This window comes from Novosphingobium sp., assembly GCF_020852455.1.
Lineage (GTDB): Bacteria > Pseudomonadota > Alphaproteobacteria > Sphingomonadales > Sphingomonadaceae > Novosphingobium.
Map to the genome: position 1 here is coordinate 238,146 of NZ_JADZAT010000015.1, position 15,732 is coordinate 253,877.

General features: G+C 63.7%; 16 protein-coding genes and 1 tRNA gene. 6 read left to right on the forward strand and 11 right to left on the reverse strand.

Translation table 11 applies throughout. The features are described from left to right. The first annotated feature begins 18 nt into the window (after nt 1-18). The 5 genes from IT549_RS08730 to IT549_RS08750 are packed head-to-tail and all read left to right on the forward strand — an operon-like array spanning nt 19 to nt 3,743. The gene (locus tag IT549_RS08730; protein ID WP_292972059.1) at nt 19-1,095 is read left to right on the forward strand and encodes a phosphotransferase; all 1,077 of its coding nucleotides are present in this window, start codon (nt 19-21) and stop codon (nt 1,093-1,095) included. Then, complete coding sequence (locus tag IT549_RS08735) at nt 1,088-1,528, forward strand: PaaI family thioesterase (protein WP_292972061.1); 441 nt, start codon at nt 1,088-1,090, stop codon at nt 1,526-1,528. Before IT549_RS08730 ends, IT549_RS08735 begins: the two co-directional genes overlap by 8 nt. 4 nt (nt 1,529-1,532) lie before the next feature. Next, nucleotides 1,533-2,618, forward strand: coding sequence for a hypothetical protein (locus IT549_RS08740; protein ID WP_292972063.1), 1,086 nt, complete (start codon nt 1,533-1,535; stop codon nt 2,616-2,618). Continuing rightward, on the forward strand, nt 2,611-3,207 hold the full coding sequence (locus IT549_RS08745) for a DUF1214 domain-containing protein (protein ID WP_292972065.1): 597 nt from the start codon (nt 2,611-2,613) through the stop codon (nt 3,205-3,207). Before IT549_RS08740 ends, IT549_RS08745 begins: the two co-directional genes overlap by 8 nt. Beyond that, the gene (locus IT549_RS08750) at nt 3,204-3,743 is read left to right on the forward strand and encodes a DUF1254 domain-containing protein (RefSeq protein ID WP_292972067.1); all 540 of its coding nucleotides are present in this window, start codon (nt 3,204-3,206) and stop codon (nt 3,741-3,743) included. The genes IT549_RS08745 and IT549_RS08750 overlap by 4 nt, the downstream gene beginning before the upstream one ends. Nucleotides 3,744-3,787: 44 nt before the next feature. Here IT549_RS08750 and IT549_RS08755 read toward each other — a convergent pair whose 3' ends face one another. From IT549_RS08755 to IT549_RS08795, 9 genes are read right to left on the reverse strand one after another with little or no spacing between them, the layout of a single operon-like run. Then, complete coding sequence (locus IT549_RS08755; RefSeq protein WP_292972070.1) at nt 3,788-4,618, reverse strand: DMT family transporter; 831 nt, start codon at nt 4,616-4,618, stop codon at nt 3,788-3,790. Beyond that, entirely contained in the window at nt 4,615-5,550 is a 936-nt protein-coding gene (locus tag IT549_RS08760; RefSeq protein ID WP_292972073.1) for an aldo/keto reductase, read from the reverse strand. Before IT549_RS08760 ends, IT549_RS08755 begins: the two co-directional genes overlap by 4 nt. Beyond that, a complete protein-coding gene (gene ribH / locus IT549_RS08765; protein ID WP_292972076.1) occupies nt 5,547-5,966 on the reverse strand; it encodes a 6,7-dimethyl-8-ribityllumazine synthase in 420 nt (139 codons plus the stop codon). The genes IT549_RS08760 and ribH overlap by 4 nt, the downstream gene beginning before the upstream one ends. 3 nt (nt 5,967-5,969) lie before the next feature. Then, a complete protein-coding gene (gene ribB, locus IT549_RS08770; protein ID WP_292972078.1) occupies nt 5,970-7,238 on the reverse strand; it encodes a 3,4-dihydroxy-2-butanone-4-phosphate synthase in 1,269 nt (422 codons plus the stop codon). Between the two features lie 59 nt (nt 7,239-7,297). Beyond that, on the reverse strand, nt 7,298-8,107 hold the full coding sequence (locus tag IT549_RS08775) for a crotonase/enoyl-CoA hydratase family protein (RefSeq protein ID WP_292972080.1): 810 nt from the start codon (nt 8,105-8,107) through the stop codon (nt 7,298-7,300). 17 nt (nt 8,108-8,124) lie between these two features. Continuing rightward, nucleotides 8,125-9,108, reverse strand: a complete 984-nt coding sequence (locus tag IT549_RS08780) for a HupE/UreJ family protein (RefSeq protein WP_292972082.1) — start codon at nt 9,106-9,108, stop codon at nt 8,125-8,127. Continuing rightward, on the reverse strand, nt 9,105-9,932 hold the full coding sequence (locus tag IT549_RS08785; protein WP_292972085.1) for a peptidylprolyl isomerase: 828 nt from the start codon (nt 9,930-9,932) through the stop codon (nt 9,105-9,107). Before IT549_RS08785 ends, IT549_RS08780 begins: the two co-directional genes overlap by 4 nt. Nucleotides 9,933-9,950: 18 nt before the next feature. Then, the gene (locus tag IT549_RS08790; RefSeq protein ID WP_292972087.1) at nt 9,951-11,840 is read right to left on the reverse strand and encodes a DUF3604 domain-containing protein; all 1,890 of its coding nucleotides are present in this window, start codon (nt 11,838-11,840) and stop codon (nt 9,951-9,953) included. Between the two features lie 14 nt (nt 11,841-11,854). After that, nucleotides 11,855-13,744, reverse strand: a complete 1,890-nt coding sequence (locus tag IT549_RS08795) for a DUF3604 domain-containing protein (RefSeq protein ID WP_292972090.1) — start codon at nt 13,742-13,744, stop codon at nt 11,855-11,857. A gap of 100 nt (nt 13,745-13,844) precedes the next feature. Here IT549_RS08795 and IT549_RS08800 point away from each other — a divergent pair, with 100 nt between their 5' ends. Beyond that, the gene (locus tag IT549_RS08800) at nt 13,845-15,002 is read left to right on the forward strand and encodes an acyl-CoA dehydrogenase family protein (protein ID WP_292972092.1); all 1,158 of its coding nucleotides are present in this window, start codon (nt 13,845-13,847) and stop codon (nt 15,000-15,002) included. Here IT549_RS08800 and IT549_RS08805 read toward each other — a convergent pair. Beyond that, nucleotides 14,996-15,523 carry a hypothetical protein gene (locus IT549_RS08805; RefSeq protein WP_292972094.1) on the reverse strand — a complete coding sequence of 176 codons (528 nt, stop codon included), beginning with the start codon at nt 15,521-15,523 and terminating at the stop codon, nt 14,996-14,998. The genes IT549_RS08800 and IT549_RS08805 overlap by 7 nt on opposite strands. An 82-nt stretch (nt 15,524-15,605) precedes the next feature. Continuing rightward, nucleotides 15,606-15,681, reverse strand: a tRNA-Lys gene (locus IT549_RS08810). Nucleotides 15,682-15,732: the final 51 nt, after the last annotated feature.

A 15,732-nucleotide genomic window follows, 5' to 3' on the forward strand; every position in this document is an offset into this window, starting at 1 on the left:
AGAGGACAAGGAGAAGGCATGGCCGATTTTCCGACGCATCCGGCGGATGTAACGCCCGAATGGTTGACTGCCCGGTTGCGACAGGGCGGTCTGCTCGACAGCGGCACGATCACGGCGGTGCGGTGGGAAGCGATCGGCACCGGCCAGGTTGGTGACAGCGCCCGCTTCCACCTGACCTATGATCGCGAAGGGGCCGGCCCGGCGACGCTGGCAGGCAAGTTCCCGGCGGCCGACCAGATGAGCCGCGGCACAGCGGCGGCTTTCGGGCTCTATGCCAAGGAGGTCGGGTTCTATCAGCAGCTCGCCCCGCAGCTCGATATTCGCGTTCCGCGCGCACTGGTGGCCGAGATTGCCGAGGACGGCGTTGAATTCGTGCTGATCTTCGAAGACCTTGGTCCGGCGCGCGGCGGCAACCAGCTGAATTCATGCAGACTGGCCGATGCCCGCGAGGCGATGCGGCAGGCGGCCGGGCTGCATGCCCCCAGCTGGGAAAATGCAGCGATCACCGGGCTCGACTGGCTGCAACCCAAGGAAGGTCAGGTCGATCAGATCAAGGCGCTTTACGGCAATGCCCAGGCGATCTTCCGCGAACGCTATGCCGATACGCTTGAGCCGGAATACATGGCGATCTGCGAGGAACTGAACGAGGGGCGTGAGGCCTGGTTCGGGCAGGAGCGCGGGGTCAAGTGCCTGATCCATGGCGACTTCCGGCTGGATAACATGCTGTTCGACGTTCAGGGCGGGGCGGAACCGATTGCGGTGCTGGATTGGCAGACCGTTGCAGTGGGCAATGCGCTGACCGACATCGGCTATTTCATGGGCACCGGGATCGGCAATGCGCTGCGTTCTGCGCATGAGGATGAGCTGCTCGATCTCTATTGTGCTGAAATGACCGCGCGCGGCGTGCCGCTCGATCGTTCCGCGATCTGGGACGACTATGTGGTCGGCGCGATTCACGGCATTTCGACCGCAGTGTTCAGCGCCGCCTATGTCGAACGGACCGAGCGCGGCGACGCCAATTTCTTGTCGATGGCGCGCGGCGGCTGCGCACTGGCGCTGCAGCATGGCAGCCTGCGGAAGCTGCGCGGTGACTGAACCGGTCGATCCCGCTCTGGCGCGCGGCCAGTCGGTGCTGGCGCAGCAGCCGTTCAGCGTGCTGCTGGGTGCAGAGCTGAGCGTCTTTGCGCCCGGCCAGGCGGAAATCCGCTTGCCGATCCGCCAGGAGCTGCGCCAGCAGCACGGCTTTGTTCATGGCGGAGTGCTGGCCTATCTGGCCGACAATGCGCTGACCTATGCCGGTGGGTCGAGCCTGTCAGGGCAGATCGTCACTGCCGAAATGAAGATCAATTACACCCGGCCGGCGATTGGCGAGCTGCTGATCGCCCGGGCCAGCGTGGTTTCGGCGGGGCGGACCCAGGCGGTCGCCCGCTGCGATGTCTTTGTGGTTGCTGGCGGCGTGGAAAAGCTTTGCGCCGCGGCCCAGGGCAAGATTGCCGCCAGCCCCGCACCAAACGATCCAAAGGAGTGAAACCATGGTCCTGACCAAAGGCGACGATTATCCGCTGCACCAGACGCCCGAGCCAATCGCCTATGCCGGGACCGATCGCAATTTCTACGATCGCTATTTCTTCAACGGCTATGCGCCGGACGGATCGGGTTTCTTCGCCGCCGCGCTGGGGGTCTATCCGCACCTTAACGTGATGGACGCGCATTTCTGCGCGATCCGCGACGGGGTGCAGTACAACCTCCATGCCAGCCGCGAGCTGGGGATGGAGCGGATGGATACCCAGGTCGGGCCGATCCGGATCGAAGTCCTTGAACCGCTCAACAAGCTGCGGGTGGTGGTCGATGGGGAAGGGCTCAAGGCCGATCTGGTGTTCACCGGCCGCGCCTTTCCGATCGAAGAGCCGCGCTTCATCCACCGGATCGGCCCGCGCACTTTCATGGACTATACCCGGTTGACCCAGAACGGCCACTATACCGGGTGGATCGAAGTCGATGGCGCCAGGCACGACTGCGCCCCCGGGACAGCCGGAACCCGCGACCGCAGCTGGGGCGTGCGCCCGGTCGGCACGCGCGACGAACAGCCGCACGGCAGCGGGGTCATTCCTGGCTTCTTCTGGCAATGGACCCCGCTCAATTTCGCGGATCGTTCGGTGTTCTTCCACGTCAATGCCGATGCCAAGGGCAACCGCTGGAACACCCGCGCGGTGATTGCGCCCGATGGCGCCAATGCCGAGGCATTGTTCGATACCGAGGGCGAAATGGCCTCGCCGCTGGCCGCGGGGACCCGCTGGCCGACCGATGGCAAGCTGGTGATCGAAGGGCCGGACGGGCCGGAAACCCTGACGCTGACTCCGGTCGGCCGGTTCCAGATGCGCGGGCTGGGCTATACCTCGCCAAAGTGGAACCACGGGCTCTACCACGGGCCGCTGACGGTTGAGCGCGAGGATTTCGGACTGATGCAGTGCGATCCCGGATCGATGGACAATTACCACGTCCAGCTGCCCTGCAAGGTTGTCAGCGATCGGCACGGCGAAGGTTTTGGTGTATTCGAGCAACTGATCATCGGGCCCTATGCGCCGATGGGGCTGAAGGAGTTCATGGACCTTGGCTGACCCGCGCTCACTCTCGCGCCGCGCCGCCGCCTCAACGGTTGCGCTTGGCCTCATTGCTGGCCTTGCCAGCGGCTGGTGGGCGATCACCGCAGGAATGGGCGGCGAAAGCTATTCGGGCTGGTATGGCAGCCGGGTGACCGGATCGCAGGATGCCGGGCCATGGCTGCGGGCCCGGGTAGCTGTGAGCGGGCTCCTCGCGCTGACCCGCGATCAGGCGATCTATTTTACTCGCAAGACCGATGCCGCTGGCGAGCGGCTGCGCGATGCGTGCCGCTATCAGGTTAGCGGTGGGCCGTTGCCGGGGCGCTGGTGGTCGGTCACGGTCTATGCCGACGACAACTACCTGCCGCTCAACGATGACGATGCGCTATCGTTCGACTCAACTGAAGTTAAGCTGGATAGTCAGGGCAACTGGACCGCGATACTTGGCAACGCCCGGCCTGAGGGGCAGGCCTGGGCCAGCACCCGCAACGCCGGCAACTATGACATCACCTTGCGGATCTATCAGCCCGACAAGTCGGCGCAGGACGATTATGCCAGCATTCGCATGCCGGTGGTGACCAAGCTCGATTGTGGAGACAAGCCATGAACCGCACGCTCAAGCTGGGGCTGATCTTCGCGGCTGCCGCCGCGGTCGGCCATGTCGGGTTGGTGATGGCCACCCCGCGCGTGATCATGGGGGCCGCGATCAAGCGGACTTCGAAGGATGGCAGCGTGGTCAACCAGTTCCAGTTCGGACCGCGCACCACAAAGGATTCGCGGGCGGTGGTCCGGCCGTCACCCGACCTGGCCTATTCCACCTGCGCCTATAACCTTTCGCAAGGCCCGATCCTGGTCCAGGCCGCGCCGACCCCGGGCGATGGCTATGTCTCGATCTCGGTGTTCGACGCACGGACTGACAATATCGCGGTGTTCGACACCCGGCAGTTCCCGCAGGGCATCCGCTTTGTGCTGGCCCGCGAGGGGCAGGCGGTGCCTGACGGTGAGAAGGTGGTGCGCAGCAACTTCGATCAGGGCCTGATCCTCGATCGGCGCCTGGCCCCGACAGCCGAGCAGTTCGCTCAGGCCGACGCGGCCCGCCGCACTGACAGCTGTGCTCCGCTTGACAGCAAGGGATCGACCTAGCCAGTTACGCTTTGGTGCCGGTGAAGTGCTGCTTATGTGCCGCTTCAGGCCATGCCGAGCAGCACAGCAGCACCCGCCGCGATTAGTCCGGCACCGATCAGCCGGGCCTTGCCGATCCGTTCCTTCAGGAACAGCCAGGCGATCAGCACGCCGAACAGGATCGAGGTTTCGCGCAAGGCTGCAAGCCGCGGCACATCGCCCAGCCGATAGGCGTATAGCGCCAGCCCATAGGTAACCAGCGACATGGCGCCGGCGAACAGCCCCGGCTTCCACTGCTCGCGGACTTCGGCCAAGAATCGTGGCCCCCGCCACAGCGCGAACATCGCGCCGATGCCGAAGCCAAGCAGGATGAACACCCAGACCATGTAGCTCAGCGCAGAAGGCGCAGCGCGCACCCCCTTGGCATCGATCACTGTATAGGCGGCGACGCAGAAGCCCGTCGCCAGTGCCCAGCCCAGTGCGCGCAGCGATGGGCGGTTCCACCAGGCCACCGCCAGTGTGCCCAGGCTGACCAGCACCGCGCCCAGCGCCACCGGCACGCTGATCGGATCGCGTAGCCACAGCACCGCCGCGGTGGCCGCGATCACCGGGGCAGAGCCGCGCATGATCGGATAGACCGCGCTCATGTCCGCACCCTCGAAGGCCTTGACCAGGCAGATCAGATAGACCGTATGGACCACGAACGAGCCGATCAGGAACGACAGCGCGGTGGCGGGGAAGGGCACCAGGAACGCCAAAGGCAAAACCAGCAGCGCGCTTGATCCATCGACCAGCGCGCGGCTCGACATCTTGTCGCCGCCTGATTTGACCACCGCGTTGACGACGGCATGGGCCGCGCCCGATGCCACCATCAACAGGCTGGCGGTAGCGATCACGCGGCGCTGATGGCCTTGGTCAGCAGGGTGTTCTGATCGGGCATCAGTTCGATATCGATGGCCTCGATCAGTTCGTCGAGCTGGTCGGCGGTAGTTGCGCTGGCGATCGGCGCGGCAATCCCGGGCTGATCGAGCAGCCAGGCCAAGGCGACCTGGGCCACGGTGGCCTCACAATCCTTGGCGATCTGATCCATCATGGTCAGCAGGGCAGGGCCCTGACCTTCGTGGTACTGCTTGACCCGGTCACCGCGCACAAAGCGCTTGAGATCGGCATCCTTGCGGTACTTGCCGGTCAGATAGCCGCTCGCCAGCCCGAAATAGGGCAGCATGGCCACATCGTTGGCGACGCAGAAGTTCTGGTAGTCGGCATCGAAATCGCCCCGTTCCAGCAGGTTGTACTGGTTCTGCAGCACGCTGAAGCCCGGAACGCCCTGGGCCTTGGCTGCGGCAATCGCGCTGCGCAGGCGGTCTTCGGTGAAGTTCGATGCGCCAAGCTCACGCACCTTACCGGCGCTGACCAAAGCCGCGAACCCCTGCGCCATTTCGTCCTGCGGGGTCGTGGGATCGTCGCGGTGGGCGTAGTAGAGATCGACATAGTCGGTCTGCAGCCGCTCCAACGAACCTTGCAGGCGCGCTTCCAGCGTGGCCGGATTGAGATCGCCGTGTTCCATACCCCAGCCGGTCTTGGTTGCAATCCGCATGTCCTTGCGGACGCCGCGATCCTTCATCCAGGCACCGATGACCGTTTCGCTCTCGCCGCCCTTGTGCCCGGGAACCCAGGCCGAATAGACCTCGGCCGTATCGACCATCCGTCCGCCTGCCTCATAGAAGGCGTCGAGGATCTCAAAGCTGGTGTCCTGATCGGCGGTCCAGCCGAAGACATTGCCGCCAAGCACCAGCTTGAGGCCCGAAAGCGCGGGGTGGCGGCTCATGCGAACTTCTCCTTGAGCGCGAGCAGCGCCAGCGCGGCCTTAGCCGCTTCGCCGCCCTTGTCCTTTTGTTTGGGATCGGCGCGGACCAGCGCCTGCTCTTCGTTTTCAACTGTCAGGATGCCGTTGCCGATCGCGATCCCGTCCATGGTCAGCGCCATGATCCCGCGCGCGCTTTCGCCGGCGACGATTTCGAAGTGATAGGTTTCACCCCGGATTACCACGCCGATCGCGACATAGCCTTCATAGTCGCCGCTCTGCTCGGCAAGCGAGATCGCGCCCGGGATTTCCAGTGCGCCGGGTACGGTGATGACATCAACCTGATGCCCCGCTGCCTTGAGCGCAGCCTTGGCGCCCGCGACCAGCATGTCGTTGAGGTGATCGTAGAAGCGCGCTTCGACGATAAGGAACTTGGCCATCATTTACTCCGGGATCGGGCGTTCGCCGACGATGTTGAGGCCGTAACCTTCGATCGCGACAATATTGCGGTGCGAATTGGTCAGCAGGACCATGTCATGGATGCCCAGGTCCGCCAGGATCTGCGCCCCGATGCCATAGGCGCGCAGGTCCATCTCGGGCAAGGGTGAACGCGACACTTCGGCGTTGAGCTGTTCGGGCGAGGTTGGCATCAGCAGCACAATCACGCCGGCACCCGCCCGGCCGATCTCGTCCATCGCGCGCTGCAGCACGCGTTTGCGCGGTCCGGGCTGGCCCAACACGTCGGAATAGATCGAGATCCCGTGCATCCGCACCAGGGTCGGCTCGTCAACGACGATGTGGCCCTTCTGCAGCACGATGTTGACCGTGCCGTCGGTCTTGTTGCGATAGCTCTTGGCGGTCCATTCGCCGCCATAGTCCGACGTGAAGGGCGCTTCGCTGACGCATTCGACCAGGTGATCGTGCTTGCGGCGATATTCGATCAGGTCGCGGATCGTGCCCATCTTCAGGCCATGCTTGCGCGCGAAGGGCACCAGATCGTCCATCCGGGCCATGGTCCCGTCCTCGTTCATGATCTCACAGATCACGCCCGAGGGGTTGAGGCCGGCGAGCCGCGAGATATCAACCGAGGCTTCGGTATGTCCCGCGCGGACCAGCGTACCGCCATCGCGGGCGATCAGCGGGAAGACGTGGCCAGGGGTGACCAGGTCCTGCTTGCCCTTGCTGGTATCGATCGCCACCGCGACAGTGCGGGCACGGTCACCGGCGGAAATCCCGGTGGTCACGCCTTCGCGCGCCTCGATCGAAACGGTGAAAGCCGTTTCGTGGCGGGTGCCGTTGTGGCGGCTCATCAGTTCCAGCCCCAGCGCCTCGGTGCGCTGGCGGGTCAGGGTCAGGCAGATCAGGCCGCGGCCGTGGGTTGCCATGAAGTTGATCGCATCGGGGGTGGCCATCTGCGCCGGGATCACCAGATCGCCCTCGTTCTCGCGGTCCTCGTCATCGACCAGGATGAACATCCGGCCGTTGCGCGCTTCGTCGATGATCTCCTCGATCCCGACCAGAACCGGCTCCTCCTCGCTGTCCCACAGAAAGCGTTCAAGCTTGCGCAGGGTTTCGGTGGTGGGGTTCCAGTCAGGCTCGGTGCAGTCACGCAGGGTGTTGGCATGAAGCCCCGCGGCCCGCGCCAGTCCGGCGCGCGACATCCCGCCATCGGCAACGAGGCGGCGGACACGATCGATGATGTTGTTGGTCATGATTCGCGGGGTATCACATTAAAATGTGATACCCAACCATCAATCACATTGCCTGTGGATCAGTCGCCCTTGAAGACCGGCTTGCGCTTTTCAAGGAAGGCGTTGACCGCTTCGGCATTGTCCCTGGTGGCATGCGCGACCGACTGCATTGCGGCCGACATTTCCAGCACCTGCCCGATCGACATTGACTGCGCGTCCCAGATAAGCCGCTTGGCCATTCGCACCGCGAAGGGCGGGTTGCAGGCGATCCGCTCGGCCATCTTGCGCGCGGCATCGAGCAGTTGGTCGTCGGGCACAACCTGCGAAACCAGCCCGATCTTGAGCGCTTCGGCGGCGTCGATCGTCTCGCCGGTCAGGGTCAGTTCGGCAGCCTTGGAGAAGCCGACGATCCGCTGCAACAGCCAGGCCCCGCCATCGCCCGGGATGATCCCCAGCTTGACGAAGCTTTCTGCGAATTTGGCGCTTTCGCCGGCCACGCGCAGGTCGCACATGCAGGCAAGATCAAGTCCTGCGCCGATCGCGGGGCCATTGACTGCGGCGATTACCGGCACTTCGAGCGCGGCAAAGGCCAGCGGCAGGCGCTGAATCCCGCTCTTGTAATTGCGCCGCGTGCGGGCCGGCAGGCTGGCGTTGAGGCCGCCCGCATCGGGCTTCATCATCTTGAGGTTGCCGCCCGCCGAAAAGGCGGGGCCGGCCCCGGTCAGGATCGCCACCCGGACATTGGGGTCATTCTCGATATCGCTCAGCCGATCGAGCAGCGTTTCGATCAGGTCGTGATCCGAAATCGGATTGCGGATTTCGGGCAGGTTGAGCGTGATCGTGGCGATGCCGCTATCGTCGAGGCTGTAGAGGACCGGTGCGTCCGACATGAAAATCTCCTGAGTGGTCAACCAACCATGCGTTCGATGAACCAGAAGCTGGCCGTTATCCCGATTGCATAGCTGGCCGCAAGCACTGCCGGGCGCAAGGCCACGGGTTTGAAACGGCGCAGCAAAGCGATCACCGCCAGGCACAGGCTGATGATCAGCAGTTGCCCGGCTTCAACCCCGATGTTGAATGTCAACAGGGCGGTGGGCACGTCGCCTTCGGGCAGGCCGATTTCGCGCAAGGCGCCGGCAAAGCCAAAGCCGTGGATCAGGCCGAACCCGAAGGCGACCACCCAGGGAATGCGTTCCGACAGACGCGGTTCGCCCGGCTTCTGTTTGATAATCTCGACCGCCAGAAACACGATCGAGAGTGCTACCAGTGCCTCAACCGGGGCTTGCGGCAGACCAAACAGCCCTAGTGTAGCCCCGCCCAGCGTGATGGTATGCGCCACCGTGAAGGCTGTTGCGGCCTTGATCACCGTCCAGGGGCGACTCAACAGCAGCACCAGCGCGATCACGAACAGCAGGTGGTCATAGCCTTCAAGGATGTGGATCACCCCCAGGCCAAGGTAACTGCGCGCCACTTCCCAGCGGTCGGGAACAGTCGCGACTTCGATCGTTGGTTCCTGCCGGGTGAGTCTGCTGGCCTGAACCGGCCGGCCCAAAGGCGCGATCCGCACCAGCGCATCGGTAAAGGCGCCGTCCATTCCGGCGATACCGACCTTGTGCCCGGCCAGGTCCTGGCGGCAGGTCAACATGCTGTCGGCCACCAGCGCCGCGTTCTCCAATCGGGCGACTGGCGGTGACTGGGTGCAGAAGTCAGGAAACAGCGGCTTGGTGCGGGTCGCCAGGCCGCCCAGCACCGGGGCCTTCCAGACCAGCTTCCAGTGCTGCGCGTCCTTTTGGGTCAGTTCGAGGTATCCGGGGCGCAATTCGTCAGCCTGCGCCGGCAGGGCCAGCGCCAGCATGACCACAGCAAGCACAAGATGCAGCAGGCGGATCACTTCGTAAGCTCGATCGCCACATCATAGCCCTTGAGGATCCGGGCGTAACTTTCGGACTGGGCCTTGGCCACGGCGGCGGCGCGCCAGTCATTCTCGACCCGCTGCCGCACGGTTGCCAGGCTGGGCTTGGCGGATGCTTCGCGGGCGGTAATCCTGACCAGGTGCAGCCCCAGTCCCGAAGCAATCGGGCCTTGCCACTGGCCCGGCTGCAAGCGCCGCAACGCCAGAGTGAACTCATCGCCGAACATGCCGGAAATGTCGTTCGCAGAGGCCTTGGTCAGCTGGCCGGGGAGGGGAGCCGGAACCCCGCTGGCCGGTTTTCCAGCCCGCAGCAGCGCCAGCTTGGCATCAGCCTGGATGCGGTTCTCCGGCGTGTCGGCCCCCAGATAGACCTGATCAAAGCTGGTGTGCGGATCCTCGGCATAGCGGGCCGGGTCTTTGTCGATCATCGCCTGAAGTTCACCATCGCCCGGGGTGGCTGCTTCGGCATCGGCAACGGCCAGCGATTCCATCTTGCGGCGCATCCGCCGAACCACGACTTCATCGTCCTGGTCCAGCCCCAGCCGCAGCGCTTCGCGATAATAGACCTGATCGGTCACATAGTCGCGGATCAGGCCGTCAAGCTCGTCCTGCGATGGCATGCGCCGGAAGCTGTCGTAAAACCGCTGGGCCAGCGCGCCGGCCACGGCTTCATTGACCACGATCCGGCGCTCACCCAGGTCGGGTGCGCGGCCCGAGAGCAGCCAGAAGACCATGGCCCCGGCGATCAGGAAATGGACCAGCGGCTCCTTCAGGAGCCGCCGGGCAGTCGCTTTGTAATCCATGTCAGGCGGGCCAGTCCATTATGCGGGCGAGTACCAGATTGCCGAGGTGTAGGCCCGTTCCTGATGCTTGAGCGGGATCTCGGCCGGCAGGGTCAGCTTGTACTTGACCATGTCGTAAGCCATCCAGGTTGGCGTCGGGATTTGCAGCACGCGCACATAATAGAACGCCCGCACGGTCGGATCGAATTCCGGGTCACTCCATACGGTGGTCAGCTCGGGTGCGCCGATCGTGTTGGCATAGGTTGCGGCAGCGACATCCACGGTATCGCCAACTGCGGGCACCTTACCGCCCGCCAGCTTGCGCTTGCCGTCCATCTCGCTCCAGACGACGTCAAAGACCTTCTCATGAACCTGGCCGGCTTTATCGACCCAGCCCTTGATAACCTGGACCCGGTCAAGGTTGCCATCGACCGGATCCTTGAGCGCCGAAACGATGAAGCTGGGTGCTCCCTTGCCGCCGGTCTTCAGGCTGCCGCCCATGGGTACGCCTTGCGCATAGCCGGCCTTGACCCAATCACCCTTCAGGTCGTCTGCCTTGAAATCCCAGCCGCCGAAGAACCGCACGGTCATGCGGGGGCCGGTGGTGGCATAGACTTCCTTGCGCTTCATCGCGTCAAAGATCGCCTCGCGGGTGTTGCTGGTTGCCCAGACCGCGGCATAACCGCTGGCCAGTGATTGCCAGTTCATCCGGCCAGACGGCACACCGGGTACGAACCCGGCTGTGGCCCGCTTGGCGCTGGGTTCGACGCCGGTATGCTTGCCGAAGAAGTTGTTCTCGTCAGGCGTCGAAAGCGAGGTGTGACTGTCGGTCGAGCCGATCACACCGAACTTGTAGGGGTTCACGCCGGTGCGCTGTTCGATCAGCATCCCGCGCTTGAGCGCTTCGCGCACGTAGGACCCGGGCAGGTCTTCCTGCTTGGTCGCGATGTTGCCCAACAGGTTGGCCTGATCCCAGCCACTGGTGCCATAACCCGCAAATTCGTCGTTGGGTGAGAGGAACGGATGGGCTTCGCTGTCGCCCTTGATCTGGGTAATTTCGGCGATCGGTTCGTGTTCGGAACGGCGGCGCGCGTATTCCGCGCTCATCGGGCCGCCGCTTGGATCGGTCAGCATCCACATCAACCCGTTCGAGACGTTCCCGTTATGCGGGATCGCCAGAACCTGGCCGCCGGTGCTCTTTTCGTAGGCCTCCATGTAGTCCCACAGGTGTTCGGGCCATTTGGCATCGCCCGGATCAAGCGGCTTGACCGTTGACACCTTGTCCACCCCGTCGCGGAAGATGACATTGCGATGCAGGTTGTTGCCGGTCTGCATCAGGGTGTATTCAAAGCCCATGAAGGCGGTGAACTTGCCGGGCTCGTTGTACCGCTCGACCGTGTCCATATGTTCGGTCCATAGCTTGGCAGTGCGCTTCTCGGCGGCTGCGGTGTCGCTCATCGCCGGGTTGGGCTTACCCGATGCGCGTACCGCCAGCATTTCACCCATGGCCTTGAGCGATTCTTCCGGGCTCGCGTGCATCATGTCATACCAGCGGAGCAGCTGCGGATCGGTGATCATCATCCGCGGTGCATCATAAAGCGCCTTGGTCGAACCTATCCCCTCGGCGTGGTCAGAGATGACCAGGAAGTCGAGCGGGCGGGCCAGCTTGGCCTTGCTGCCGGTGGTTGCTTCAACCTCTTCGCCGCGAGCGAAGCGCAGCGCCTCCTCCGGGCCAAGCCGGGTGCCAAACCCGAAAGCATCGACCGAATTCGACGTGTGCAGGTGGGTATCACCCCACAGCACCTTTTCGGGATAGGCGGTGTTCTTGACTTCAACCTTGCCGCCAACGGCCTGCTTGACCTTGTCGCAGCTGCTGGTGAGCGCCGTTGCGGCCAGCAGCAGGGCGACCGCGCCCAGAGACTTTTTCATTGCCATTCCTTTCGTCAGCCGGCCGGATTGTACCAGATTGCCGAGGTGTAGCCGCGTTCCTGCTGCTTGAGCGGGATCTTGGGATCGAGCGTCAACTTGTAGCGCACGGCATCGAAGGCGACCCAGCTGGGGGTCGGGATTTCGAGCACGCGGATGTAGTAGAAGGCACGAACCGAAGGGTCGAATTCGGGATCGCTCCATACTGTCGCCAGGTCGGGCGCGCCGATCGAGTTCTGATAGCTCGGCTTGGCCAGATCGACTGTATCGCCAACCGACGGCACCTTGCCGCCAGCCAGCTTGCGCTTGCCGTCCATGTCGCTCCAGACGACGTCGAAGACCTTTTCCTGTGCCTGGCCGTTCTTGTCGACCCAGCCCTTGACCACCTGGACCCGGTCAAGGTTCGCACCGATCGGATCTTTCAATGCGGAGATGATGAAGCTGGGCATGCCTTTTCCGCTCTTCAGGGTGCCGCCCATCGGCACCCCGCGGGCATAACCGGCCTTCACCCAGTCGCCCTTCATATCTTCGGCCTTGAAGTCCCAGCCGCCGAACACGCGCAGGGTCATGCGCGGGCCGGTGGTGCCAAAGACTTCCTTGCGCATCATCGCGTCAAACAGCGCTTCGCGGCTGTTGCTGGTGGCCCAGACGCCGGCATAGCCGCTGGCCAGGTAGTTCCAGCCGAACCGGCCTTCGCGCGTGCCCAGATTTTGCGCTTCGGTGGCGCGCTTGGGGTTGGGTTCGACTCCGGAATGCTTGCCGAAGTAGTTGTCTTCATCGGCAGTCGCGAGCGAGGTGTGCGAGTCGGTCGATCCGATCACCCCGAACTGATAGGGGTTCGCGCCCGTGCGCTGCTCGATCAGCAGTCCGCGCTTCAAAGCCTCGCGGACATAGCTGCCCGGCTGCATTTCAGGCGTGGTCTTTTCGACCATCATCAGGTCGCCGATCTCCCACCCGGCGGTGCCATAGCCGGCGAATTCATCGTTGGGCGACATGAACGGATGGGCTTCGCTGTCACCCTTGATCTGGGTGATTTCGACGATCGGCTCATGCGCGGCGCGGCGGCGGGCGTATTCGGCGCTCATCGGACCGCCCGACGGATCGGTCATCATGAACATCCGCCCGTTCGACATGTTCGAATTGTGCGGAATGGCCAGGACCTTGCCGCCGGTCTTGGCCTGATAGGAATCCATATAATCCCACAGCCCGTCGGGGACCGTGGTCCCGAACGAGGCCAGCGGCAAAACGGTTGCCGCGCGGTTGCCGCTGTCGCGGAAAATCACGTTGCGGTGCAGGTTCCGCCCTTCGTCCATCAGGGTGTATTCGAACCCGATGAAGGCGGTGAACTTGCCCGGTTCGTTATAGTCCTCGACCGCAGCGATGTGCGCCAGCCAGTTGTTGCGCAGCCGCTGTTCGGCGCCGGCAGGGTTGGTGATTGCGGCGGGAAGGCGGTTGTTGGCCTTGGCGTCGATCAGTTCAGCCGTGGCCCGCATCGAGCCTTCGGGGCCTTCGTGCAGCATGTCGTACCAGCGCAGCAGCATCGGCTCGGTGATCATCGCCCGGGGGGCTTCGTAAAGGTCCTTGATCGTCGCGAAACCGTCCGAGTGGTCACTGATCACCAGAAAGTCGAGCGGCCGGGCCAGCTTGGCCTTCTGTCCGGTTGACGAGGTAACCTCTTCGCCGCGTGCAAAGCGCAAGGCCTGGACCGGATCGAGCCTGGTGCCGAACCCGAAAGCATCGGGCGAGTTCGAAGTATGAAGGTGCGTATCGCCCCAATAGACCTTTTCCGGATAGGCGGTGTTGGCGATCTCGGTCTTGCCGGTAACCACCTGCTTCACCTTGTCGCAGCCCGACAGCAGTGCAGTCGAACCAAGCAGCACGACTGTCAGGGCAATAGCCTTGCGCATCCTCAACCCCCTCTTTTGGTTTTCATCCGCAACTTGCCATCTCGCGCGCGAAGGTCAAGCTGCCGCTTGCGCGTTTTAACCGTTCGGTTAAGGACGCAGCATGACCGAAAGCGAAGACATCGCCGAAATCCGCCGCGCCGTGCAGGCGCTGTGCGCGGAGTTTCCGGGGGACTACTGGCGCGAAAAGGACCGCGATCGCGCCTATCCGGGGGAATTCGTCGATGCGCTGACCAGGGCCGGATTTCTCGCCGCGCTGATTCCGGAAGAATTCGGTGGTTCGGGGCTCAAGCTTGATGCTGCGGCGGTGATCATGGAGGAAATCCAGGCCAGCGGCTGCAATGGCGCATCGGCGCATGCGCAGATGTACATCATGAACACGCTGCTGCGCTATGGTTCGGCCGAGCAGAAGGCGCAGTACCTGCCGGGCATCGCCAGCGGCGAACTGCGGCTGCAGGCCTTCGGGGTGAGCGAGCCGACCAGCGGCACCGACACGCTGAGCCTGCGCACCGTCGCGGTGCGCGACGGCGATGACTACGTGATCAACGGCCAGAAGATCTGGACCAGCCGGGCGGAATATTCGGATCTCATGCTGCTTCTGGCCCGGACCACTCCGCGCGACCAGGTGCAGAGCAAGACCGAGGGGCTGTCGATCTTTCTGGTCGATATGCGCGCGGCGCTGGGCAATGGGCTGACCATCAAGCCGATCCGCACGATGATGAACCATTCGACCACCGAGGTGTTCTTCGACGATCTGCGGATCCCTGCTTCCAGCCTGATCGGCGAGGAGGGGAAGGGCTTTCGCTATATCCTGTCAGGCATGAACGCCGAACGGATCCTGATCGCGGCGGAATGCGTCGGCGATGCCAAGTGGTTCATCACCAAGGCGACCGACTATGCCAAGGATCGCAGCGTTTTCGCCCGGCCGATTGGCCAGAACCAGGGCGTGCAGTTCCCGATTGCGCGCTGCTATGCCCAGATGCGTGCGGCGGAGCTGATGGTCCACCATGCGGCGCAGGTTTACGATCAGGGCGGCAATCCTGGCGAGGAAGCCAACATGGCCAAGCTGCTGGCCAGCGAAGCCAGCTGGGCGGCGGCCGATATGTGCGTGCAGACCCACGGCGGCTTCGGTTTTGCCGAGGAATACGACGTGGAACGCAAGTTCCGCGAAGCACGGCTCTATACCGTGGCGCCGATCAGCACCAACCTGATCCTGTCATACCTGGCCGAACACGTGCTCGGCCTGCCGCGTTCTTACTGACCGTAATCGATTGGATTGCTCATCGAGGTGTGCTTGCCGGGCGTGGGCAGCAGCACCATCCGGCCACGCTTGGCGCTCCAGCTGAACTCACCGGGGCAGGCGATGTTGCCGGTGCCGCCGCATTCGCTGCCGTGGAAATCGAACACGAAAACCGTTCGCGCCCCGCGCTGCTGGATATCCAGTTCGCGCATCTGGCGATCGAACACCAGCAGGGGCGCGGCCTTTCGCCGGCCCAGCCACAGCTGGTAACGGCAGCCGCCGGTGCCGCACCAGGCCGCGCCGAACGCATTCCAGTCAACCTGCCAGTCCTGCACTCCGTCCGAATTGATATCGACCGGCTTGATCGCGGCGCGGATCGTGGCCTGGCTGTGCTTGGTGAAATCGTCCCTGAGATCGACGGTGAGCCGCTTGGCAATCGCTGAGCGGGGATCAACGGGCGCCTTGGCATGCGAAGGCGCAAGCGCCAGGCAGGCGGCCAGGCCGGCAATTACCAATCGTGCGCGCATACCGGATTCTCCCATTCATCAGACAGCCGATCACCTAGGGCCAGGCACAGCCAAGCGCTTGCAAGAACACGACAGGATCTGACGATGGGGAGGGGAATGGTGGACGCACTAGGGCTCGAACCTAGGACCCGCTGATTAAGAGTCAGCTGCTCTACCAACTGAGCTATGCGTCCACACTCCGGCGTTTCCGCTGGCCGCCGATTCGGCGGGGAGCGCTCCCTATA

Coding starts and splice junctions, on each gene's coding strand:
- IT549_RS08730 (WP_292972059.1), top strand. CDS start 19: ATGGCCGATTTTCCGACGCATCCGGCGGATGTAACGCCCGAATGGTTG.
- IT549_RS08740 (WP_292972063.1), top strand. CDS start 1,533: ATGGTCCTGACCAAAGGCGACGATTATCCGCTGCACCAGACGCCCGAG.
- IT549_RS08750 (WP_292972067.1), top strand. CDS start 3,204: ATGAACCGCACGCTCAAGCTGGGGCTGATCTTCGCGGCTGCCGCCGCG.
- IT549_RS08760 (WP_292972073.1), bottom strand. CDS start 5,550: ATGAGCCGCCACCCCGCGCTTTCGGGCCTCAAGCTGGTGCTTGGCGGC.
- ribH (WP_292972076.1), bottom strand. CDS start 5,966: ATGGCCAAGTTCCTTATCGTCGAAGCGCGCTTCTACGATCACCTCAAC.
- ribB (WP_292972078.1), bottom strand. CDS start 7,238: ATGACCAACAACATCATCGATCGTGTCCGCCGCCTCGTTGCCGATGGC.
- IT549_RS08775 (WP_292972080.1), bottom strand. CDS start 8,107: ATGTCGGACGCACCGGTCCTCTACAGCCTCGACGATAGCGGCATCGCC.
- IT549_RS08785 (WP_292972085.1), bottom strand. CDS start 9,932: ATGGATTACAAAGCGACTGCCCGGCGGCTCCTGAAGGAGCCGCTGGTC.
- IT549_RS08790 (WP_292972087.1), bottom strand. CDS start 11,840: ATGAAAAAGTCTCTGGGCGCGGTCGCCCTGCTGCTGGCCGCAACGGCG.
- IT549_RS08795 (WP_292972090.1), bottom strand. CDS start 13,744: ATGCGCAAGGCTATTGCCCTGACAGTCGTGCTGCTTGGTTCGACTGCA.
- IT549_RS08800 (WP_292972092.1), top strand. CDS start 13,845: ATGACCGAAAGCGAAGACATCGCCGAAATCCGCCGCGCCGTGCAGGCG.
- IT549_RS08805 (WP_292972094.1), bottom strand. CDS start 15,523: ATGGGAGAATCCGGTATGCGCGCACGATTGGTAATTGCCGGCCTGGCC.